We start from the raw sequence: 17,576 nt of genomic DNA on the forward strand, positions 1-17,576 counted from the left end.
GGCAGTCGCATGCTCATGCGCGGACTCCCGGGCCTCGATCTGCGGCGGGCACTCGCATGCTCATGCGCGGACTCCCGGGTGGAACTTCGGCACTCGCATGCTCACCTTCGTGCCGGCTCCGGGCGCGGTCTCGACCACCAGGCCGAAATGGTCGCCGAAGACCGACCTCAGTCGTTCGTCCACATTTGCCAGGCCCACGTGCTGCCCGTCGTCCGTCTCGGGCATGCCGGCCGCGAACACCGCCGGGTCCATGCCGACCCCGTCGTCCTCCACCGTGATGTGGCATTCGGCGCCGGCGTCCTGGGCTTCGATGCTCACCATACCGACGCCCGGCTTGCGCGACAGGCCGTGGCGGACGGCGTTCTCGACCAGCGGCTGCAGGCAGAGGAAGGGCAGCCCGACCGGCAGCACCTCGGGCGCGATCTGCAGCCGGACCTGCAGCCGGTCGCCGAACCGGGCCCGTTCGATCGTGAGGTAGCGGTCGATCGAGCGCAGCTCCTCGGCCAGCGTCGTGAAGTCGCCGTGCGCGCGGAACGAGTAGCGGGTGAACTCGGCGAATTCGAGGATCAGCTCACGCGCCCGCTCGGGGTCCGTACGGACGAAGGAGCCGATCGCGGTGAGCGCGTTGTAGATGAAGTGCGGGCTGATCTGGGCCCGCAGCGCTCGCACCTCGGCCTTGGCCAGGCGCTCGCGCGACGAGTCGAGCTCGGCCAGCGCGAGTTGCGAGCCGGCCCAGCGGGCGGCCTCCAGGGTGGCCTGCACGAGCCCGGGCGCGGGGTGGTCGTCGGCCACCGCCACCAGCGCGGCCGCGGCCCGGCCGTCGGGGCGGCTGGCCAGCGGCGCCACCACGGCCCCGCGGACGACACAATCGACCCGGTCGCAGGGCAGGTCGGAGGCGGACAGCACGATCGAGCGTTGCGAGTCCAGGGCCCGTACGGCGGCCGCGGTGAACTGGTCGCTGTGGTGGCTGCCGCGGCCGTCGAAGGCGAGGCAGCTCTCCCCGTCGGTGATCGTCAGCCCGGTCGCGCCGACGAGCGTGCGCAGGGGGCGGGCGGCCTTGGCGGCGGTGCCGGGGCTGAGGCCGGCGCGCAGCGGGTCGGCGGCGAGGGCGGCGGTGTGCAGCACGTCGTAGGTGGCCCGCTGCATGGCGGTGGCGATGCCGCGGCGGGCGCGCAGCCGGACGACGGCCACCACCGCGGCGGCCAGGGCGGCCAGGACGGCGACGACCGCCAGCACACTGCCCACTTGTCCGGCCACGCAGCAGATAGTAGGCGGTCATACCGTATTGGCAGGGTGTCAATTGGGATTACCAGCTAGTAACAAGCTGATCAACGATGTGACATACATCGATCCCTAGCTCTACCCACACCCAGGGAGAGTTCCATGGTCAAAGCCCGTGTGGCGGCCGTTCTCGCAGCCGTCCTGTTCGCGGTCTCACCTGCCGCACCAGCTCTCGCGGCCAACCCGTACGAGCGTGGCCCCGCCCCCACGACCAGCAGCATCGAGGCCGCCCGCGGCTCCTTCGCGACCGCCACGACCACCGTCGCCCGGTCTGCGGTCAGCGGTTTCGGCGGCGGCACGATCTACTACCCGACCAGCACCGCCGAGGGCACGTTCGGGGCCGTGGCCATCTCGCCCGGCTTCACCGCCTCGCAGTCCAGCGTCTCGTGGCTCGGCCCGCGGCTCGCGTCGCAGGGCTTCGTGGTGATCACGATCGACACGCTCAGCACGCTCGACCAGCCCGCCAGCCGCGGCACCCAGCTGCTGGCCGCGCTCGACTACCTGACCCGTACGAGCAGTGTCCGTACGCGCATCGACGCCTCTCGGCTCGGTGTCATGGGCCACTCGATGGGTGGCGGGGGCAGCCTCTCGGCCTCGGTCAGCCGCCCGGCCCTGCAGGCGGCCATCCCGCTGACCCCGTGGCACGGCACCAAGAGCTGGACCAGCGACCGGGTGCCGACCCTGATCATCGGGGCCGAGAACGACACCGTGGCGCCGGTCAGCTCGCACTCCGAGCCGTTCTACACCAGCCTGCCGGCGGCCTCGGACAAGGCGTACCTGGAACTCAACAACGCCTCGCACTCGGCGCCGACCTCGACGAACGTGACGGTCGCGAAATACAGCATCTCGTGGCTCAAGCGCTTCATCGACGACGACACCCGCTACGACCAGTTCCTGTGCCCCAACCCGTCGGGTACGGCGATCCAGGAGTACCGCTCCACGTGCCCCTACAGCTGAGCTAGTAGGCGCCCTTGCGCTTGAGCACCACGAAGATCGTTCGCCAGAGGATGCCGAGGTCGTACGTCAGGGACCAGTTGTCGACGTAATACAGGTCCAGGCGTACGGCCTCGTCCCACGACAGGTCGGAACGGCCCGACACCTGCCACAGGCCGGTGATGCCCGGGCGCACCAGCAGCCGGCGCCGCACGTCGCCCAGGTAGTCACCGTCGTCGGCGGGCAGCGGGCGCGGGCCGACCAGCGACATCTCGCCCTTGAGCACATTGATCAGCTGGGGCAGCTCGTCGAGCGAGGTGGCCCGCAGCTTCGCGCCGAACGAGAAGATCCGCGGGTCGTTCTTCATCTTGAAGAGCATGCCGTCGGACTCGTTGAGCTCCTCCAGCGTGCGCTTGCGCTCCTCGGCGTCGACATACATCGTCCGGAACTTCCACACCCGGAACGTGCGGCCCTCGTGCCCGACGCGGGGCTGCCGGAAGAAGACCGGGCCGGGGTCGGAGAGCTTGATGCCGATCGCGATGGCGATCAGGATCGGGCTGATCACCAGCAGGCCGAGGCCGGCCGCGACCCGGTCGAGCAGGTTTTTCACCAGCCAGCCGGGGCCCGACAGGGTCGGCTCCTCGACGTGCAGCAGCGGCAGGCCCTCGATCGGGCGGATGTGCACCCGGGGGCCCGCGATGTCGGTCAGCTGCGGGGCGACGACCAGGTCGACGCCGGTGCCCTCGAGCTGCCAGGCCAGCCGGCGCAGCTCGCCGGGCTCGGCGCTGGCCGAACCGCAGACCGCGATCGTGTCGGCCCCGACCTCGCGCACCAGGGCGAGCACGTCGCGGGCCGCGTAGACCGGGACGGGCGTCTCGATGCCGCGGGCGGCGGCGTAGCCATCGGTTATGTGGATGGCCACCGGGATCAGGCCGGCGGCCGGGCTGCGGGTGACCGCGGTGTAGACCTCGAGCGCCTCGGGCAGGGTGCCGACCAGGATCATGCGGTGGGCGCCATGGCCGGTCTTGCGGCGGGCGAAATGCAGCACCTGGCGCGCGGCGACGCGACCGACGAGCAGGAAGGCCACCGCCATCAGCGAGACCGCGGCGACCGTGCCACGCGACAGCGGGGCCTTGGTGGCGAACGCGAGCAGCGACACGGCGGCCACGATGGTGACCGAGGTGCGCACGATCCGCTTGAACTCTTCGCTGCCCAGGCCCAGGTAGCGCCGGTCGTACGTGCCGTTGGCCCAGAGCAGGATCATCCAGCCCAGCGGAAGCACCACGTACGCGAAGAAGATGAACAGCTCTTCGTTGTGCAGGAAGAACAGGCTCTTGCCGTAGAAACCCGAGCGCGACTTCTCGATGTACGTCGCGGCCAGGTGACTGGCCAGGACGGCCGAGATGAGATCGAGGAAGACCAGGACCAGGGTGTACGGGCGGTGCCAGCGCGAGAGGCGCTTGTGCTGCCGGTTCCACGCGGATCGGGGTACGCCGTTGCTCGGTGGCGGCTGCTGCTGCCACTCGAAGCTGTCGTACGACACGGGTTTGCTCCGGCTGCTGTCGGTAACCGGGCGATGCAGGCTAGCGGTCACCTCGCCTACGTCCTCCCGCATCCGGAAAAGATTACGCACCGCGACGAGTCGGAACGGAGAACCGCGCCGCGGAAACGTGGGACCGGGCCACTATACCGATGGATCGGGCGGAAAGAAGCGGACGTTGTGCCCGGTTTACCAACCGTGTACGTAGCGTGACCGATACGCCGCTATCGGATCAACTTGGACAGCCGTCGATCGGCCAGCGGCTTGCCCCCGGTCTGGCACGTCGCGCAGTACTGCAGGCTCTTGTCGGCGAACGACACCTCGCGCACCGTGTCGCCACAGACCGGGCACGGCAACCCCGTACGGGCGTGGACGCGCAGGCCGGCCCGCTTCTCGCCCTTGAGTTCGGCCGCCTTCATGCCGACCGACCGGGCCACGGCGTCGTTCTCGACCTCGCGCATGGCCGCGTACAGGGTGTCGATCTGCTCGTCGGTCAGTTTTCCGGTGAGTGCGAACGGCGACATCTTCGCCACGTGCAGGATCTCGTCGGAGTAGGCGTTGCCGATGCCGGCCAGCACCTCCTGGTCGACCAGCACGCCTTTGACCTGCCCGTTGCGGCCCTTGATGCGCTCGGCGAACTCGTCGCGCGAGACCGCCAGCGCGTCCGGGCCGAGCCGCGAGACGCCGGGGACCTCGGCCGGATCCCGTACGAGATAAGCGGCCAGCGACTTCTGGGTGCCGGCCTCGGTCAGGTCGAACCCGGAGCCGTCGTCGAGCCGCACCCGGATCGCGATCGGCCCGCTGCCCGGCTTGAGCGGCGCGGGCGACTTGAACGCGTCGCGATAGTGCAGCCAGCCGGCCCGGGCCAGGTGGACGACCAGGTGGATCTCGTCACCCAGGCCCACGTCGAGGAACTTGCCGTGCCGACCGGCCGAGGTGATCGGCAGGCCGGCGATCGCGGTGGCCGGCGGGTCGTACGTCTTCAGCGCGCTGAACGAGGACACCTCGAAGCGCTCCACGGTGTGGCCGACCGCGCGCTCGCGCAAGTAGGCCGCGAGCGCCTCGACCTCAGGAAGTTCGGGCACGACCTCAACGGTAGCGTCTCTGGGCGTGAAGGTCGTCGTTGCGCACAACCGGTATCGGGAAGCGATGCCGTCCGGCGAGAACGTCATCGTCGACACCGAGATCACCCAGCTCCGCGAGGCCGGGATCGAGGTGCTGCCGTTCCAGCGCAGCTCCGACTCGATCGGTGACCTGCCCCTGGCCGAGAAGGCGCTGCTGCCGCTCTCCCCGATCTATGGCCGGGCCGCCCAGCGCGACCTGGCCGAGCTGCTCGAGGCCGAGCGCCCCGACGTGCTGCACCTGCACAACCCGTACCCGCTGCTCTCGCCCTGGGTCGTGCGAACGGCCCACGCGCACGGCGTGCCGGTGATCCAGACGGTGCACAACTATCGGCAGGTCTGCTCGTCGGGCCTCTATTTCCGCGACGGGCACAACTGCCAGGACTGCCGGGGCAAGCTGGTCGGCTGGCCCGCGGTCAAGCACCGTTGCTATCGCGGCTCGGCCGCCCAGAGCGCGCTGATGGCGACCACCCTGGCCGTGCACCGCCCGACGTGGCGCTCGGTCGACCGGTTCATCGCGCTGACCGACCGGATCGCGGCGCACCTGCGTGACTACGGCATCCCCGACGAGCACATCGTGGTCAAGCCGAACGCGCTGCCCGATCCCGGCGAGCCCACGGCGCTGGGCGAGGGTTTCCTGTACGGGGCCCGGCTGTCCCCCGAGAAGGGCCTCGACCTGCTGCTGGAAGCCTGGCGGCAGCACCCGGACGGCGCGCTGGGCACCCTGCGGATCGCCGGCGACGGCGAGTTGCGCCCGCTGGCCGAGCGGGCCGCCGCCGAGCGTACGGACGTGGTCTACCTCGGTATTCTCGACCGCGACGGCATGCGCCGGGCGCGCGACGAGTCGGCAGTCGTGGTCGCCGCGCCGACCTGGAACGACACCCTGCCCACGGTGATCCTGGAGGCGCTGGCGGCGGGCCGGCCGGTGCTCGGCACCGACGTCGGCGGCATCCCGTATCTGGTGGGCGACGAGGCCGGATGGGTGGTGCCGCCCCGAGCCGACGCGCTGGCCGGCGCGCTCCCGATCGCCCGCGACCAGGCACAGGCCGTGGCGCCTGCGGCCCGGGCCCGCTACCTGCGCGACTTCCACCCCGACGTGCTGACCGGCCGGCTGATCGACATCTACACCAGTCTCACAGCAAACTCTGATCACTCCCGCAGGTAGATCTTGCGGGACCCGGGAACGCTCGGAAACGTGAGCATCTCCCGGAGAAATGTCCTGCTCGGCTTGGGTGGCGCGGCGGTGACCGGGGTCGGCGGTTTCGCACTCGGCCGTCTTCCCTGGGGCGAGCCCGCTCCCGAGGAACCAGCCGCCGTCGAGGATCCGAAATTCCGGTCCCGGCCGGATCTGCGCACTCTGCCCGACGTCACGATCACGATGGCGGCCGCCGGCACCGTCGCGGGCTCGATCTTTCTGACCCCCGCCTCCGGCACCGGGTTGTGGGGGCCGCTCGTCGTCGACGAGAAGGGCTCGCCGGTCTGGTTCAAGAAGGTGCCCGACCCGGCCACCGTCGCGATCGACCTCAAGGCCCAGCAGTATCGGGGCAAGCCGGTGCTGACCTGGTGGGAGGGGACGATCGGGGGCACCGGCGGGCAGGGCGTCGGCCAGGGCGAGTTCGTGATCGCCGACCAGTCCTACCGCGAGATCACCCGGGTCCGGGCGGCCGGCACCGAGCAGGCCGACCAGCACGATCTGGTGCTCACGCCGCAGGGCACCGCGCTCTTCTGGGTCTACGACCCCATCCCGTACGACCTCAGCGCGCTCGGCGGGCCGACCGACGGCGTGCTGCACGACGGCGTGATCCAGGAGATCGACATCGCCACGGGCAAGAAGGTCTTCGAGTGGCGGTCCAGTGATCACGTGGGGCTGGACGAGTCGTACGCGCCGCGCCCGGTCGGGGAGTCGGAACATCTCCCGTACGACTATTTCCACGCGAACTCGGTCGGCCTGGCCGCGGACGGCGACATCATCATGTCGGCCCGGCACACGTGGGCCGTCTACAAGATCGATCGCCGCAGTGGCGAGGTCAAGTGGCGGATCGGCGGCAAGAAGTCGGATTTTGAGGTCGACGAGCGCACCGCGTTCTCGTGGCAGCACGACTTCCGGCAGCGCCGCGACGGCTCGTACGGGCTCTTCGACAACGGCGCCGGTGTGACCAAGGAGAAGGAGTACTCGCGTGGCGTCGTGTTCCGGGTCGACGAGGCCGCGCGGAAGACCACTTTCGTACGCGAGTTCCTGCATCCCGACCGGCTGTCGGCGCCCACGCAGGGCAGCTTCCGGGAGCTGGCCGACGGCGGCTCGTTCGTCGGGTGGGGGCAGATGCCGCACTTCACCGAGCACAACGCGGACGGGACCGTGCGGCTGGCCGGGCACTTGCCGCTCGACAACCAGTCCTACCGGGCGTACAAGGCCGAATGGACCGGCACGCCGCTCGACCAGCCCGCCCTGGGGCTGCGCGTCGAGGGCGGCAACGTGATCGTCTCGGCCAGCTGGAACGGCGCCACTCGCGTCGCGCGCTGGCGGGCGCGATGGGGGACGCAGCCCGGCGCCCTCGCCGAAAGCCAGGTCGAAGTGGCGCGGACCGGCTTCGAGACAACCCTGACAGTGCCCGGCACGCCCGAGTACGTGGTGGCGGAGGCGCTGGACGTCGGCGGCAATGTGTTGGGCACCTCATCGGCGATCCCCGTACGGGTTTGACATTCCTGGCTAACGGCATTAGCTTTTAGCTAACGGAGTTAGCCAAACCCAGGGAGTTGTCATGACCGAGTTCCTCACCGTCGACGGCGGCACGATCGCGTACGAAGTGACCGGCGCGGGCCCGCTGGTCGTCCTGGCCCACGGCATGGGCGACAGCCGCGAGTCCTACCGGTTCGTCGTGCCGCAGCTGGTGGCGGCCGGCTATCGGGTCGCCAACGTCGACCTCCGCGGGTGCGGCGAGTCGAGCGCCGTGTGGCCTTCCTACACCCGTACGGACATCGCCGGTGACCTGCTCGCGGTGGTTCGCCACCTCGGCGGCCCGGCCGTGCTGGTCGGCCAGTCGATCTCCGGCGGGGCCGTCACGGTCGCCGCGGCGCAGGCCCCCGACCTGGTCGAAGGGATCGTCGAGATCGCGCCGTTCACCCGCAAACAAGCCATCAACCTGGGCGACCTGCGGGTGAAGTCGTACCGCACCGGCATGACACGGCTGCTGATGATGGCCATGCTGGGCAGCGTGAAGTGGTGGCACAAATACCTCGACCTGGCCTTCCCGGGCCGCAAGCCGGCCGACTGGTCCGCCCAGCGGCAACGCAACGCGGCGATGCTGGCCGAGCCGGGCCGCATGAAGGCGCTGCAGAAGATGGGCCAGACGCCCGCCAACGACGCCGGAGCACAGCTGGGCAACGTCCGCTGCCCCGTCCTGATCGTCGAAGGCTCGCTCGACCCCGACTGGGCCTCCCCTCGCGCCGAGGGCTCGGCGATCCTGGCCGAACTGCCGGCCGGGCTGGGCAAACTCGAGGTCATCGAGGGCGCCGGCCACTACCCGCACACGCAATACCCGGACGAGACCGTCGCGGTGCTGCTGCCCTTCCTCAAGGCGTACGCCCGTGCCTAGGGCCGGCCTCGACCCGGCGGCCGTGACCCTGGCCGCCGCCGCCCTGGCCGACGAGGTAGGCCTGCACAACGTGACGATGGGTGCCTTGGCTGAACGGCTTGGCGTGCGGGCGCCGTCGCTCTACAAACACATCGACTCCCAGGCCGACCTCAACCGGCGGATCGCCCTGCTGGTGGCCGAGGAACTGGGCGACGAACTGCGCACGGCCCTACAGGGTCGCGCCGGCCGCGACGCCCTGGCGGCGGCGGCCCGCACGATGCGCGACTACATCATCAAGCACCCGGGCCGCTACGCGGCGACCGTGCGACTGGGCGTGACCGGGCCGGACGACCCGCTCGCCCTGGCCGGGGCGCGAGTGCTCGAATCGCTGGCCGCGGTGCTCTCGGGCTACAACATCGACCCGGCCGACACTGTGCACGCCCTGCGACTGCTGCGCAGCTTGTTCCACGGCTTCGCCACCATCGAGGCCCAGGGCGGCTTCGAAATGGATACAAACGTCGACGAAAGCTTCAACTGGCTAATCGACTTCGTCGACCGCGGCCTGTCCCTCAAATCGCAGTAGCGCTCTACTCTTCTTCGGCTACTTCGCGGACATAGACGCCTACACCGGAGAGCGTCTCGGTGAGTCCCTTGACCCGAAGAATCAGCATCGCGCGGTCGATTACCGGCTCGGTGACCTCGTACTGCTCGATCAGCTGACGTCGACTCGCAGCGGGCCAGGCGGAGCTCCGGGCTTTCGCCTCTGCGCACTTTACCGCTCCGCTGCTCGCGGCTTCCTGACTTTCCCTGGCTCCGTTGAGGGCACAGGGGCTGTCTTCGTCGGTCTTGAAACGAGTATGGGGAAACTCATCATGGGCTCGAACCCACGCCCTCCGCACAATCTTGAACAGCGAGGACCCCCGTTGGCCTGCACGTGGGCAGACCAACGGGGGTCTCGGTTTTTACACGCGAGTCTCACGGGTTGCACCACGGGCTACTCGTTCTCTTGCCACGACAAGGCGCGAAAACGAAGCCCCCGCTCTTCACGGGTAGGGCGTGCGGCTTCTCGCCAGCTCCAAGGCCGCCCTCTTCGCGGACACTTCAAGTCAGGCCGCAGGCGCTTTGGCCGGCCGGCCGGGGCCAGGCTTACCGCTCACCAGTCCGATCGCTACCGCAGCCGCTCGTTCACCCAATGGGGCAAGCGCGCGGTCCTGCTGTGCGAGGTGGCGAAGAACCTTGTCGATAGCGGGTTGGTAGTTCGATCGAGTCGCGCCGCCGGTGCCGGCCCGCCAAGCTCCAGCCTTGTTGTCGTAGGCGGTCGACGCCAGGGTGCCCTCAAAGAAGTCGTGGACCATGATGCCCTCGCCACCTTCACCAGTCGCGTGACGCAGACTAGTCCGTTCCCAAGGCAACCGCGCTAGGCCGTCGACAACAAGCTGCGGGCTGAGGCCTTGAGACCTCCCAGCGGCGATCACGTTCGCGATGACATGAAGGCCCGCCGCGGATGAGTGGACGTACTTCTTCTTGAAGTCGGCAGCGGTCAACGTGCCTGCGCTCATCTGCTTCCAGCCCGGGATGCGCTTATACGCATAGTCCAGAACCTTGACAACGTCTCGCCCGATGAGTTCGATCGCCGCGTCTTCGGTCAGGCCCTCGATCTTTGCCTTTGCGCCGACGATGTCCTTCAGCAGGCTCTCCCGCTGATCCGGTGAGCGGTCTCGGACCCCAACCCCCGCCATGGAAGAGGCAGCTGATCGGACTGCCGCAGCCGGGTAGAGGGCTTCGAACTTGCGACCCTTCTGCTCAGCCAACTGGCGCGCAGCAGTCGTCGACAAGTAGGTCACTCGATCACTTAGCAGCTTCGACTGCCGGGTGACATAGATACCGAGACGGTTCTGAATCGTGCTCCGGTCCATGACTGCGATCAGGTCCGCAGAGATGGGCTTGGTGGAGCCCATCCGCACGAAGATCGTGCCAAGCGTCTCTGGGTCGTTCTCCAGAAGTACGGTCATCTCAAGGGAGGTCTGCTCCAAAAGTTGGCGGAGCTCCAAATCGGGACCTTCCACCGCGTCCTTCACCTGCGGCCAGAGGTTAGTAGCCATGGCGATTCGGTGCTGACCATCCTCGACAATCGGGTTCGGCGCGCTCTCGTAAACCGTGACCTGTACGAGCCAGACGAACGGGGACATCTCCTTCAACTTCTCGACGTGACAGTCCGCCTCGGCCAAAGCGACCGTGAGGGTGCCGAGGTAGGGAAACTTCGTCGTTTTGACGCCTTCGACAATCTTCTTCCAGTGAGACTCAGTGATGTCGCGGTTACCTGGAAGGCTGTTGTTGTCGAGGTCGTAGTCGTGCCGGCTAAGAAGCCGGTTGAAGGTGAACCGCTCAGCCACCTCCTGAAAAGTGACCGGGAACGTGATCTTCTTCATCTCACCGGCCTGAGTGAGGAAGCCGACCTTCTGGAACTTGATACCCGACCGAATGTCTAGGGACTCGATCCAAGAGGTGTCCGTGGGCGCGCTGGTGTTGTACAAGGGGTAACCTCCGAGATGTGCGAACTATGTTCGCGCTTGTGCGGCCCGGCGAGTGCTTTGGCGAGTCTCGCGCCGGGCCGCGATCTTGACTGGCCTCGACCGTAGCAGCGGGAAATGGATCCGAAAATAGGCCTGGCCTATTTCTGAGCAGCAACCTTGAGGCTCGAGGGCGTTACGCTTAGCGACCTCAGTGATTTTGGTTTACCTCGACATCCAACCGGCTAGGCAGGGTCATCGGAGGGGCTGCCTCTACCACCAAACGCCGGACCCAGGCCGGCGCGGCGGGCAAATCGTCTTGACCGAACGTAGCGAGTCCCTCGGCAACCCGTGCTCGTCCATCTCGTCGCTTTAGGCCGCCATAGACGAAGGCTGTGTCGAACTTGAAGTCGACGTAGATCAGCCTCGCCGTATGCGGGATGATCAAGACTGCTCTCCGGTTGTGAACCGCTTCCAGTTCGGGCTCTCCGTTGACCGCAAAGAAAAACTCAGTTTGACCGGTCAGCCACGTGACACTCAAGGAGAGGCCCTTCTCAGTTGTCCGCGTATGCCCATACAGGCTCCGTTACCACCTCCGGCATGGTCGGCGGACACGTCGCTGGGTTGAGGGTTCAGGCCTTCGCAATGACTTCTAGCTGAGCAGTTGTTAGCGCGTCAACGTGCGGCTTCCGCTCGATCGCCGAGGTCCGAGACCGGAATCTCGGCCCATGCGCAGCGACGGCATCAGCGTGGGCTCAGCAGGCAGAACTCGTTGCCTTCGGGGTCGGCCAGCACCCGCCACGGGACGTCTGCGATGCCAAGGTCCACGGCGCCGAGGGACTGGAGTCGCGAGACTTCGGCGTCGAAGTCGGCGTCGGCGTACGGGCGGAGGTCGAGGTGCACGCGGTTCCACACCGTCTTCTCATCCGGCGTCCGGACGAATTCGAGGTACGGCCCGACGCCCGCGGATGAGCGCATTGAGGCACCCTGGTCGGTGACCGAGTGCACCTGCCAGTCGATGGCCTGCGCCCACCAGCCGGCCATCGCCCGCGGGTCGGCGCAGTCGACCACGATCGCGGCGATCGGGCCGGTGTCCTGATAGATGGCCCGCGGTTCGAGCACGCAGAACTCGTTGCCCGCGGGGTCGGCCAGGACGACCCAGGGCACGTCCTTCTGCCCCACGTCGACCGGCGTCGCGCCGAGCTCCTGCAGCCGGGCCACGAGAGCGGCCTGGTGTGAAGGCGACGTCGTGGCCAGGTCGATGTGTACGCGGTTCTTGACCGTCTTGGGTTCCGGCGCGGCGACGATGTCGATGAAGAGGGCGTGCGGGTCGGGGTAGGGCAGGCCCGGCGGCTCGAGGTTGATCACGCCGGGGCCCTCGCTGTCGACGCCCCAGCCCAGGGCCTCCGCCCAGAATCGGCCCGCGGCCGCCTCGTCGGGAGCCTTCATGTTGATCTGCACCAGCCGGGTCGCCATAAGCAGATCTAAGCAGGCCGCAGCAGCTTGATCCGCACCAGCGCGGTCGATACGAGCTGATTTAGGCAGGCCGCAGCAGCACTCGGGGGCCTGTGCCGTCGGCGGCCAGGGCGTCGTCGGGGTTGATGAGTTTGCAGCGGTGCAGCGAGAGGCAGCCGCAGCCGATGCAGCCGGAGAGGTCGTCGCGCAGGCGCTGCATCAGCATGATCTTCTCGTCGAGCCGGTGCCGCCAGCGGTCGGACAGCTGGGCCCAGTCGGCGCGGGTGGGCGTACGGTTCTCGGGCAGTTCGGCCAGCGCCGCGCGGATCTCGTCGAGGGAGACGCCGACCTGCTGGGCGATCCGGATGAAGGCGACCCGGCGCAGCTCGGCCCGCTCGTAGCGGCGCTGGTTACCGGTCGTGCGGGTGGAGCGGATCAGGCCTTCGCGTTCGTAGTAGCGCAGGGCGGACGGCGCCACCCCGCTGCGGGCCGCGAAGTCCCCGATGGTGAGTGTTTCCACGGCCGTCCTTGAGTTGAAGTGAACTTCAAGTTGCACTCTAACCCCATGACAGCGACAGCAGTGCACACCGACCGGCTCGGCCCCCTGCTGCAACGCATCACGGGGGACCGAAAACACTTACCGAGCGCCCATTCGACCCTGGACGTGCTGTGGGTGCTCTACGACCGCGTGCTGCGGATCACGCCGGACACCGTCGACGCACCCGACCGCGACCGCTTCCTGCTCTCCAAGGGGCACGGCCCGGCCGCCTACTACGCCGTGCTGGCGGCCAAGGGGTTCTTCCCCGAATCGTGGCTCGACGACCTCGGCGGGTGGGACAGCCCGCTCGGCCACCACCCCGACCGCGTCACCATCCCGGGCGTCGAGATCGGCACCGGGTCACTCGGGCACGGGCTCGGGCTGGGCGTGGGTGTCGTGCTCGGCCTGCGCGCCCAAGGCTTCACCCGTACGCGGACCTTCGTGCTGCTGGGTGACGCCGAGCTCGACGAGGGCTCCAACCACGAGGCCATCGCGTACGCCGCCGCGACGCACCTGCCGATCACGGCGATCGTCATCGACAACCAGTCGTCGACCCACGGCTGGCCGGGTGGGATCGCGGCCCGCTTCCCGGGCTGGGACGTCTCCGTTGTGGACGGACGCGACCGGGACCGGCTGGAACGCGCGCTGAAGCCGCGGCACGACCGCCCCAACCTGGTCGTGGCCACCGTCGAACGCAAGGGGAGCTGAGCCGAGATGATGAGGGAAACGTTCGTCGCGACCACGACCGCGCTGCTCGACGAGGACCCGCGGACGGCGCTGGTGCTGGCCGACATCTCCGCCGAGGCGTTCGCCCCCGCGCGCCGCCGCCACCCCGACCGGGTGCTCAACGTGGGCATCCGCGAGCAGCTGATGACGGGTGTCGCGGGTGGGCTGGCGCTCACCGGGCTGCGGCCCTACCTGCACTCGTACGCCCCCTTCGCGGTCGACCGGGCGTACGAGCAATTGAAGCTCGATCTTGGCCACCAGGACACGGGGGCCGTGGTGGTCAGCATCGGCGGCTCGTACGACGCGTCGGAGGAGGGCTACACGCACCAGTCACCGGGCGACGTCGCGCTGCTCGACACGCTCGACGGCTGGACCGTGCACGTGCCGGGGCATCACGACGAGGTGCCGGCGATGCTGCGCGCGGCGGCCCGGCACGACGACCGGGTCTACGTGCGGCTCGGCGTGCAGGAGAACGACCGCGCCCACCCCGACGGCGGCCGGCTGCGCGTGCTGCGCCGGGGTGGCCCGCTGGTGGTGGCGGTCGGGCCGATGCTCGACCCGGTGCTCGAGGCCACGACCGGGCTCGACGTCACGGTGGCGTACACGAACACGCCACGCCCGCTCGACGCCGACGGCCTGCGCGTGCTCACCGAGAGCGAGGTCGTGATGGTCGAGCCGTATCTGGCCGGCACCTCGGCCGCCGCGGTCAGCAGCGCGCTGGAGGGACTGCCGCACCGGGTCATGCACCTGGGTGTCGGGCGCCGGGAGGTCCGGCGCTACGGCAACTGGCGCGACCACGCGCGGGAGCACGGCCTCGACGCGCCCGGCTTACGAGCGTCGATCGTGGACTTTCTCGCCTAAAAACGTCAGGCGGCCAGGGCGTGCCTGGCGTGGAACACCTCACGCAGGCGCCCGTCCATATGACGTACGGCCTCGGGGTTGCTCAGCCGCAGCCGGAACCGCTCGCGCACCCCGTCGACCGCCGTCGCGGCCAACTCGAGGGCCGAGCGGGACGCCGTCGGGCTCCACGAGACGTTGCTCAGGTGCCGCAGGTTGGTGTTGAGGTGCAGCCGCAACCGGTGCAGCACCTTCGTCTCCTGCGTCACCACGAGCCGCCGATGCGTCAGCACCAGCATGAACTCGCCGGAGAGGGGCGCCTCGGGGCGCTGACATCGGCCGACCAGCACGGTCGACTCGTCGGGCTCGACGCAGCGCCGGAAGATGGGCATGTGCCGGCTGACGGTCGGGATGGCGACACCGGCCTCGGCCGCGGCGGGGAGGAACGTACGGGAAAACACGTCCATGTGGCGTTTAACGGCGACCACTCGGGGAAGTCGCTGCCGCCGGGCGATGAATGTCGAATTACAAAGCCTCGACAATCGTGGCGTTCGCCATGCCGGCGCCCTCACACATCGTTTGCAGGCCGTATCGCAGGCCGGACTGTCGCATGTGGTGCAGCATCGTCGTCATGATGCGCGCGCCGGATGCCCCCAGCGGGTGACCCAGGGCGATCGCCCCGCCCCGCGGATTCATCCGGGCGCGGTCGGCGCCGGTCTCGGCCAGCCAGGCCAGCGGCACCGGCGCGAACGCCTCGTTCACCTCGTACACGCCGAGGTCATCGATCTTCAGGCCGGCCCGGGCCAGCACCTTCGCGGTGGCCGGGATCGGCGCGGTCAGCACGATCACCGGGTCGTCGGCGGCGATCACCGCGGTGTGCACGCGGGCCAGCGGGCGCAGGCCGTGCGCGGCGGCCCACTCCGAGGTCGTGACGGCCAGGGCCGCGGCGCCGTCGGAGATCTGCGAGGCCGTGCCCGCGGTGATCCGGCCGCCGTCACGGAACGGGGTCTTGAGCCCGGCCAGCTTCTCGAGCGTCGTGTCGCGGCGGATGCCCTCGTCGCGCTTCACACCGGCCAGCGGCTCGATCTCGGCGTCGAACTCGCCCGCATCCTGCGCGCGGGCGGCCGCGGCGTGGCTGGAGAGCGCGAACTCCTCGAGCTGGGACCGCGAGAAACCCCAGCGCTCGGCCACCATCTCGGCGCCGACGCCCTGGTTGAAGAAGTCGACGCCATATCGGGTCCGAAGCGTTTCCCCGTACGGGTCGGCGTCCTGCCCGCTCGAGCCCATGGGCACCCGGGTCATCGACTCGACGCCGCCCGCCACGACCAGGTCGGCCTGCCCGGAGATCACCGTCGCGGCCGCGAAGTGCAGCGCCTGCTGACTGGAACCGCACTGCCGGTCGATGGTCGTGCCCGGCACCGCCTCGGGCCAGCCGGCCGCCAGCACGGCATTGCGCCCGATGTTCCACGACTGCTCGGCGACCTGGGAGACACAGCCCCACATCACGTCGTCGACGTCGGCCGGGTCGAAACCCGTACGCTCGGACAGGGCCCGCAGCACGTGCGCCGACAAATCGACCGGGTGCACACCGGCCAGGCCGCCGTTGCGCCGGCCGATCGGGGTTCGGACAGCTCCGACGATCACCGCATCACGCATGGGTCGACGGTAGCCCGACTGCCATAGTGGTGGCATGCAGTGGCGGATCAAGCCTGTTCTTCCGGTCAGCAAACTCATCGCCGCGGTCGCCGTGGCCGTGCTCGCGTTCGCCTTCGCCGGCCGCGACCCGGTGCGCTGGGTTCTCGCGGCGGTGCTCGTGCTGGCCCTGCTGCTGTGGGCGCTGCGCGACGTGCTGCGTCCGGTGCGCCTGGCCGCCGACGCGGAGGGCGTGACGGTGGTGACCGGGTTCCTGGGCCGGCGCCGGGTCGGGTGGGCCCAGATCGAACGCGTACGGGTCGACCGCCGCAGCCACCGGGGCCTGCGCAGCGAATACCTGGAGCTGGACGCGGGCGACGCGATCTATCTGTTCAGCGCTAACGACCTGGGCGAGCTCCCCGAGGACGTGGCCACCGCGCTGGCCGACCTGCGACTCAGCCCCGCCTAACCGAGCAGGACCGTGGTGCGCATGATCGCGGCTAGCAGCAGGATGACGAAGACGGCCGCACAGCCCGCCGCCTGGATCCGGCTGCGGTTCTTGGTCGGGGCGTAGGCGAGGACGAACGCGACCACCCCGCCGATCACGAGGCCGCCGATGTGACCCGCGATCGAGATGTTGGGGACGCTGAACGTGAAGAGCAGGTTGACCACGAGCAGCGGGATCAGCTGGCTGATGTCGAGCCGCAGCCGCCGGTTGACCACGATCATCGCCAGGACCAGCCCGAAGATCGAGGTCGAGGCGCCCGCGGCCGGGGCGTTGGGCGCGGTGAAGACGTACGCCGCGACGTTGCCGCCGATGCCGGCCAGCAGATAGAGCGCGGCGAAGCGCAGCGGGCCCAGCTTCTCCTCGAGATAGCGGCCCAGCTGCCAGAGCAACATCATGTTGAGCAGCAGGTGCAGCACGCCGTAGTGCACGAACATCGCGGTGAACAGCCGCCACCACTCGCCGGCCGCGATGCCGTGGGGTTCACCGCCGATCACGTACGGCGCGTAGCCGAGCACCGAGGCCCAGCGGGTGACGTCGGTCTGGCCGCCCATCAGGCCGAACCAGCCGCCCGCGCCGGCGATCGCCCGGGGCCCGCCGATGACGGCCGAGAGCACCATCACGGCCACGTTGATCGCGATCAGGCCGCGGGTCACATAGCCCGCGCGGCCGGCGAGGCTGCCGCCGAACGCCGTACGGGCTTGGCGCTGGGTGCGTTTGCCCTCGGCCACACACTCGGGGCACTGGTGACCGACCGACGCCTCGTTCATGCAATCGGGGCAGATCGGCCGGTCACACCGTGTGCACCGGATGTAAGTCTCCCGCGACGGATGGCGATAACAGACCGGAGCCGTCGACGGAGCCTCACTCATGTTCCAAGGTTACTTCAAATGAGAATTATTCAGGGCGGTGGATATCTGCGTTGC

18 protein-coding genes and 1 pseudogene are annotated in these 17,576 nt (G+C 69.0%); 8 read left to right on the forward strand and 11 right to left on the reverse strand.

All coding sequences use genetic code 11. The features are described from left to right. Positions 1 to 60 precede the first annotated feature (60 nt). On the reverse strand, positions 61 to 1,257 hold the full coding sequence (locus JKJ07_RS45125; protein WP_202998245.1) for a sensor histidine kinase: 1,197 nt from the start codon (positions 1,255 to 1,257) through the stop codon (positions 61 to 63). A 126-nt stretch (positions 1,258 to 1,383) separates the two neighbouring features. Here JKJ07_RS45125 and JKJ07_RS45130 point away from each other — a divergent pair, with 126 nt between their 5' ends. Beyond that, positions 1,384 to 2,238: a poly(ethylene terephthalate) hydrolase family protein gene (locus tag JKJ07_RS45130; RefSeq protein ID WP_202998246.1), complete on the forward strand. Its 855-nt coding sequence runs from the start codon at positions 1,384 to 1,386 to the stop codon at positions 2,236 to 2,238. 1 nt (position 2,239) lies between these two features. On the opposite strand, the gene JKJ07_RS45135 is transcribed toward JKJ07_RS45130, so the two are convergent. Further along, complete coding sequence (locus JKJ07_RS45135) at positions 2,240 to 3,829, reverse strand: sugar transferase (protein WP_202998247.1); 1,590 nt, start codon at positions 3,827 to 3,829, stop codon at positions 2,240 to 2,242. Between the two features lie 149 nt (positions 3,830 to 3,978). Then, positions 3,979 to 4,839 carry an Fpg/Nei family DNA glycosylase gene (locus JKJ07_RS45140; RefSeq protein ID WP_202998248.1) on the reverse strand — a complete coding sequence of 287 codons (861 nt, stop codon included), beginning with the start codon at positions 4,837 to 4,839 and terminating at the stop codon, positions 3,979 to 3,981. Between the two features lie 25 nt (positions 4,840 to 4,864). Here JKJ07_RS45140 and JKJ07_RS45145 point away from each other — a divergent pair, with 25 nt between their 5' ends. The 4 genes from JKJ07_RS45145 to JKJ07_RS45160 all read left to right on the forward strand — a co-directional run bounded on the left by JKJ07_RS45145 (position 4,865) and on the right by JKJ07_RS45160 (position 9,030). Further along, entirely contained in the window at positions 4,865 to 6,040 is a 1,176-nt protein-coding gene (locus tag JKJ07_RS45145; RefSeq protein WP_202998249.1) for a glycosyltransferase family 4 protein, read from the forward strand. A 30-nt stretch (positions 6,041 to 6,070) separates the two neighbouring features. After that, a complete protein-coding gene (locus JKJ07_RS45150) occupies positions 6,071 to 7,573 on the forward strand; it encodes an arylsulfotransferase family protein (RefSeq protein ID WP_307834775.1) in 1,503 nt (500 codons plus the stop codon). A 61-nt stretch (positions 7,574 to 7,634) separates the two neighbouring features. Continuing rightward, positions 7,635 to 8,468 carry an alpha/beta fold hydrolase gene (locus JKJ07_RS45155; protein WP_202998250.1) on the forward strand — a complete coding sequence of 278 codons (834 nt, stop codon included), beginning with the start codon at positions 7,635 to 7,637 and terminating at the stop codon, positions 8,466 to 8,468. Further along, on the forward strand, positions 8,461 to 9,030 hold the full coding sequence (locus JKJ07_RS45160; RefSeq protein ID WP_307834776.1) for a TetR/AcrR family transcriptional regulator: 570 nt from the start codon (positions 8,461 to 8,463) through the stop codon (positions 9,028 to 9,030). The genes JKJ07_RS45155 and JKJ07_RS45160 overlap by 8 nt, the downstream gene beginning before the upstream one ends. 4 nt (positions 9,031 to 9,034) lie before the next feature. Here JKJ07_RS45160 and JKJ07_RS52110 read toward each other — a convergent pair. The 5 genes and pseudogenes from JKJ07_RS52110 to soxR form a co-directional block, all read right to left on the reverse strand. Then, positions 9,035 to 9,175 (reverse strand): annotated as a pseudogene (locus tag JKJ07_RS52110) (GntR family transcriptional regulator); the annotation flags it as partial. 378 nt (positions 9,176 to 9,553) lie between these two features. Continuing rightward, the gene (locus tag JKJ07_RS45165; RefSeq protein ID WP_202998251.1) at positions 9,554 to 10,981 is read right to left on the reverse strand and encodes a DNA sulfur modification protein DndB; all 1,428 of its coding nucleotides are present in this window, start codon (positions 10,979 to 10,981) and stop codon (positions 9,554 to 9,556) included. Positions 10,982 to 11,168: 187 nt separating this feature from the next. After that, positions 11,169 to 11,498 carry a hypothetical protein gene (locus JKJ07_RS45170; RefSeq protein ID WP_202998252.1) on the reverse strand — a complete coding sequence of 110 codons (330 nt, stop codon included), beginning with the start codon at positions 11,496 to 11,498 and terminating at the stop codon, positions 11,169 to 11,171. Between the two features lie 203 nt (positions 11,499 to 11,701). Then, complete coding sequence (locus JKJ07_RS45175) at positions 11,702 to 12,433, reverse strand: VOC family protein (protein WP_202998253.1); 732 nt, start codon at positions 12,431 to 12,433, stop codon at positions 11,702 to 11,704. Positions 12,434 to 12,494: 61 nt separating this feature from the next. Beyond that, the gene (gene soxR / locus JKJ07_RS45180) at positions 12,495 to 12,932 is read right to left on the reverse strand and encodes a redox-sensitive transcriptional activator SoxR (RefSeq protein ID WP_202998254.1); all 438 of its coding nucleotides are present in this window, start codon (positions 12,930 to 12,932) and stop codon (positions 12,495 to 12,497) included. A gap of 45 nt (positions 12,933 to 12,977) precedes the next feature. On the opposite strand from soxR, the gene JKJ07_RS45185 reads away from it, so the two are divergent. Beyond that, positions 12,978 to 13,658 (forward strand): thiamine pyrophosphate-binding protein, encoded by a 681-nt coding sequence (locus tag JKJ07_RS45185; RefSeq protein ID WP_202998255.1) that lies wholly within the window; start codon positions 12,978 to 12,980, stop codon positions 13,656 to 13,658. A gap of 9 nt (positions 13,659 to 13,667) precedes the next feature. Beyond that, the gene (locus JKJ07_RS45190) at positions 13,668 to 14,537 is read left to right on the forward strand and encodes a transketolase family protein (protein WP_202998292.1); all 870 of its coding nucleotides are present in this window, start codon (positions 13,668 to 13,670) and stop codon (positions 14,535 to 14,537) included. A gap of 5 nt (positions 14,538 to 14,542) precedes the next feature. Here the strand turns inward: JKJ07_RS45190 and JKJ07_RS45195 are convergent, their stop codons facing one another. Then, a complete protein-coding gene (locus JKJ07_RS45195; protein ID WP_202998256.1) occupies positions 14,543 to 14,980 on the reverse strand; it encodes a hypothetical protein in 438 nt (145 codons plus the stop codon). A 58-nt stretch (positions 14,981 to 15,038) separates the two neighbouring features. Then, positions 15,039 to 16,169: an acetyl-CoA C-acyltransferase gene (locus tag JKJ07_RS45200; RefSeq protein WP_202998257.1), complete on the reverse strand. Its 1,131-nt coding sequence runs from the start codon at positions 16,167 to 16,169 to the stop codon at positions 15,039 to 15,041. Positions 16,170 to 16,203: 34 nt separating this feature from the next. On the opposite strand from JKJ07_RS45200, the gene JKJ07_RS45205 reads away from it, so the two are divergent. Then, on the forward strand, positions 16,204 to 16,614 hold the full coding sequence (locus JKJ07_RS45205) for a PH domain-containing protein (protein WP_202998258.1): 411 nt from the start codon (positions 16,204 to 16,206) through the stop codon (positions 16,612 to 16,614). Here the strand turns inward: JKJ07_RS45205 and JKJ07_RS45210 are convergent. Further along, positions 16,611 to 17,522 (reverse strand): rhomboid family intramembrane serine protease, encoded by a 912-nt coding sequence (locus JKJ07_RS45210; RefSeq protein WP_202998259.1) that lies wholly within the window; start codon positions 17,520 to 17,522, stop codon positions 16,611 to 16,613. The genes JKJ07_RS45205 and JKJ07_RS45210 overlap by 4 nt on opposite strands. Between the last annotated feature and the right edge of the window lie 54 nt (positions 17,523 to 17,576).

The organism is Paractinoplanes lichenicola (assembly GCF_016785085.1).
Lineage (GTDB): Bacteria > Actinomycetota > Actinomycetes > Mycobacteriales > Micromonosporaceae > Actinoplanes > Actinoplanes lichenicola.

What these genes read in the sequence shown, in the direction of transcription:
- JKJ07_RS45130 (WP_202998246.1), top strand. Translation starts at nt 1,384, where the DNA reads ATGGTCAAAGCCCGTGTGGCGGCCGTTCTCGCAGCCGTCCTGTTCGCG.
- JKJ07_RS45135 (WP_202998247.1), bottom strand. Translation starts at nt 3,829, where the DNA reads ATGCGGGAGGACGTAGGCGAGGTGACCGCTAGCCTGCATCGCCCGGTT.
- JKJ07_RS45155 (WP_202998250.1), top strand. Translation starts at nt 7,635, where the DNA reads ATGACCGAGTTCCTCACCGTCGACGGCGGCACGATCGCGTACGAAGTG.
- JKJ07_RS45175 (WP_202998253.1), bottom strand. Translation starts at nt 12,433, where the DNA reads ATGGCGACCCGGCTGGTGCAGATCAACATGAAGGCTCCCGACGAGGCG.
- JKJ07_RS45185 (WP_202998255.1), top strand. Translation starts at nt 12,978, where the DNA reads ATGACAGCGACAGCAGTGCACACCGACCGGCTCGGCCCCCTGCTGCAA.
- JKJ07_RS45190 (WP_202998292.1), top strand. Translation starts at nt 13,668, where the DNA reads ATGAGGGAAACGTTCGTCGCGACCACGACCGCGCTGCTCGACGAGGAC.
- JKJ07_RS45195 (WP_202998256.1), bottom strand. Translation starts at nt 14,980, where the DNA reads ATGGACGTGTTTTCCCGTACGTTCCTCCCCGCCGCGGCCGAGGCCGGT.
- JKJ07_RS45200 (WP_202998257.1), bottom strand. Translation starts at nt 16,169, where the DNA reads ATGCGTGATGCGGTGATCGTCGGAGCTGTCCGAACCCCGATCGGCCGG.
- JKJ07_RS45205 (WP_202998258.1), top strand. Translation starts at nt 16,204, where the DNA reads ATGCAGTGGCGGATCAAGCCTGTTCTTCCGGTCAGCAAACTCATCGCC.
- JKJ07_RS45210 (WP_202998259.1), bottom strand. Translation starts at nt 17,522, where the DNA reads ATGAGTGAGGCTCCGTCGACGGCTCCGGTCTGTTATCGCCATCCGTCG.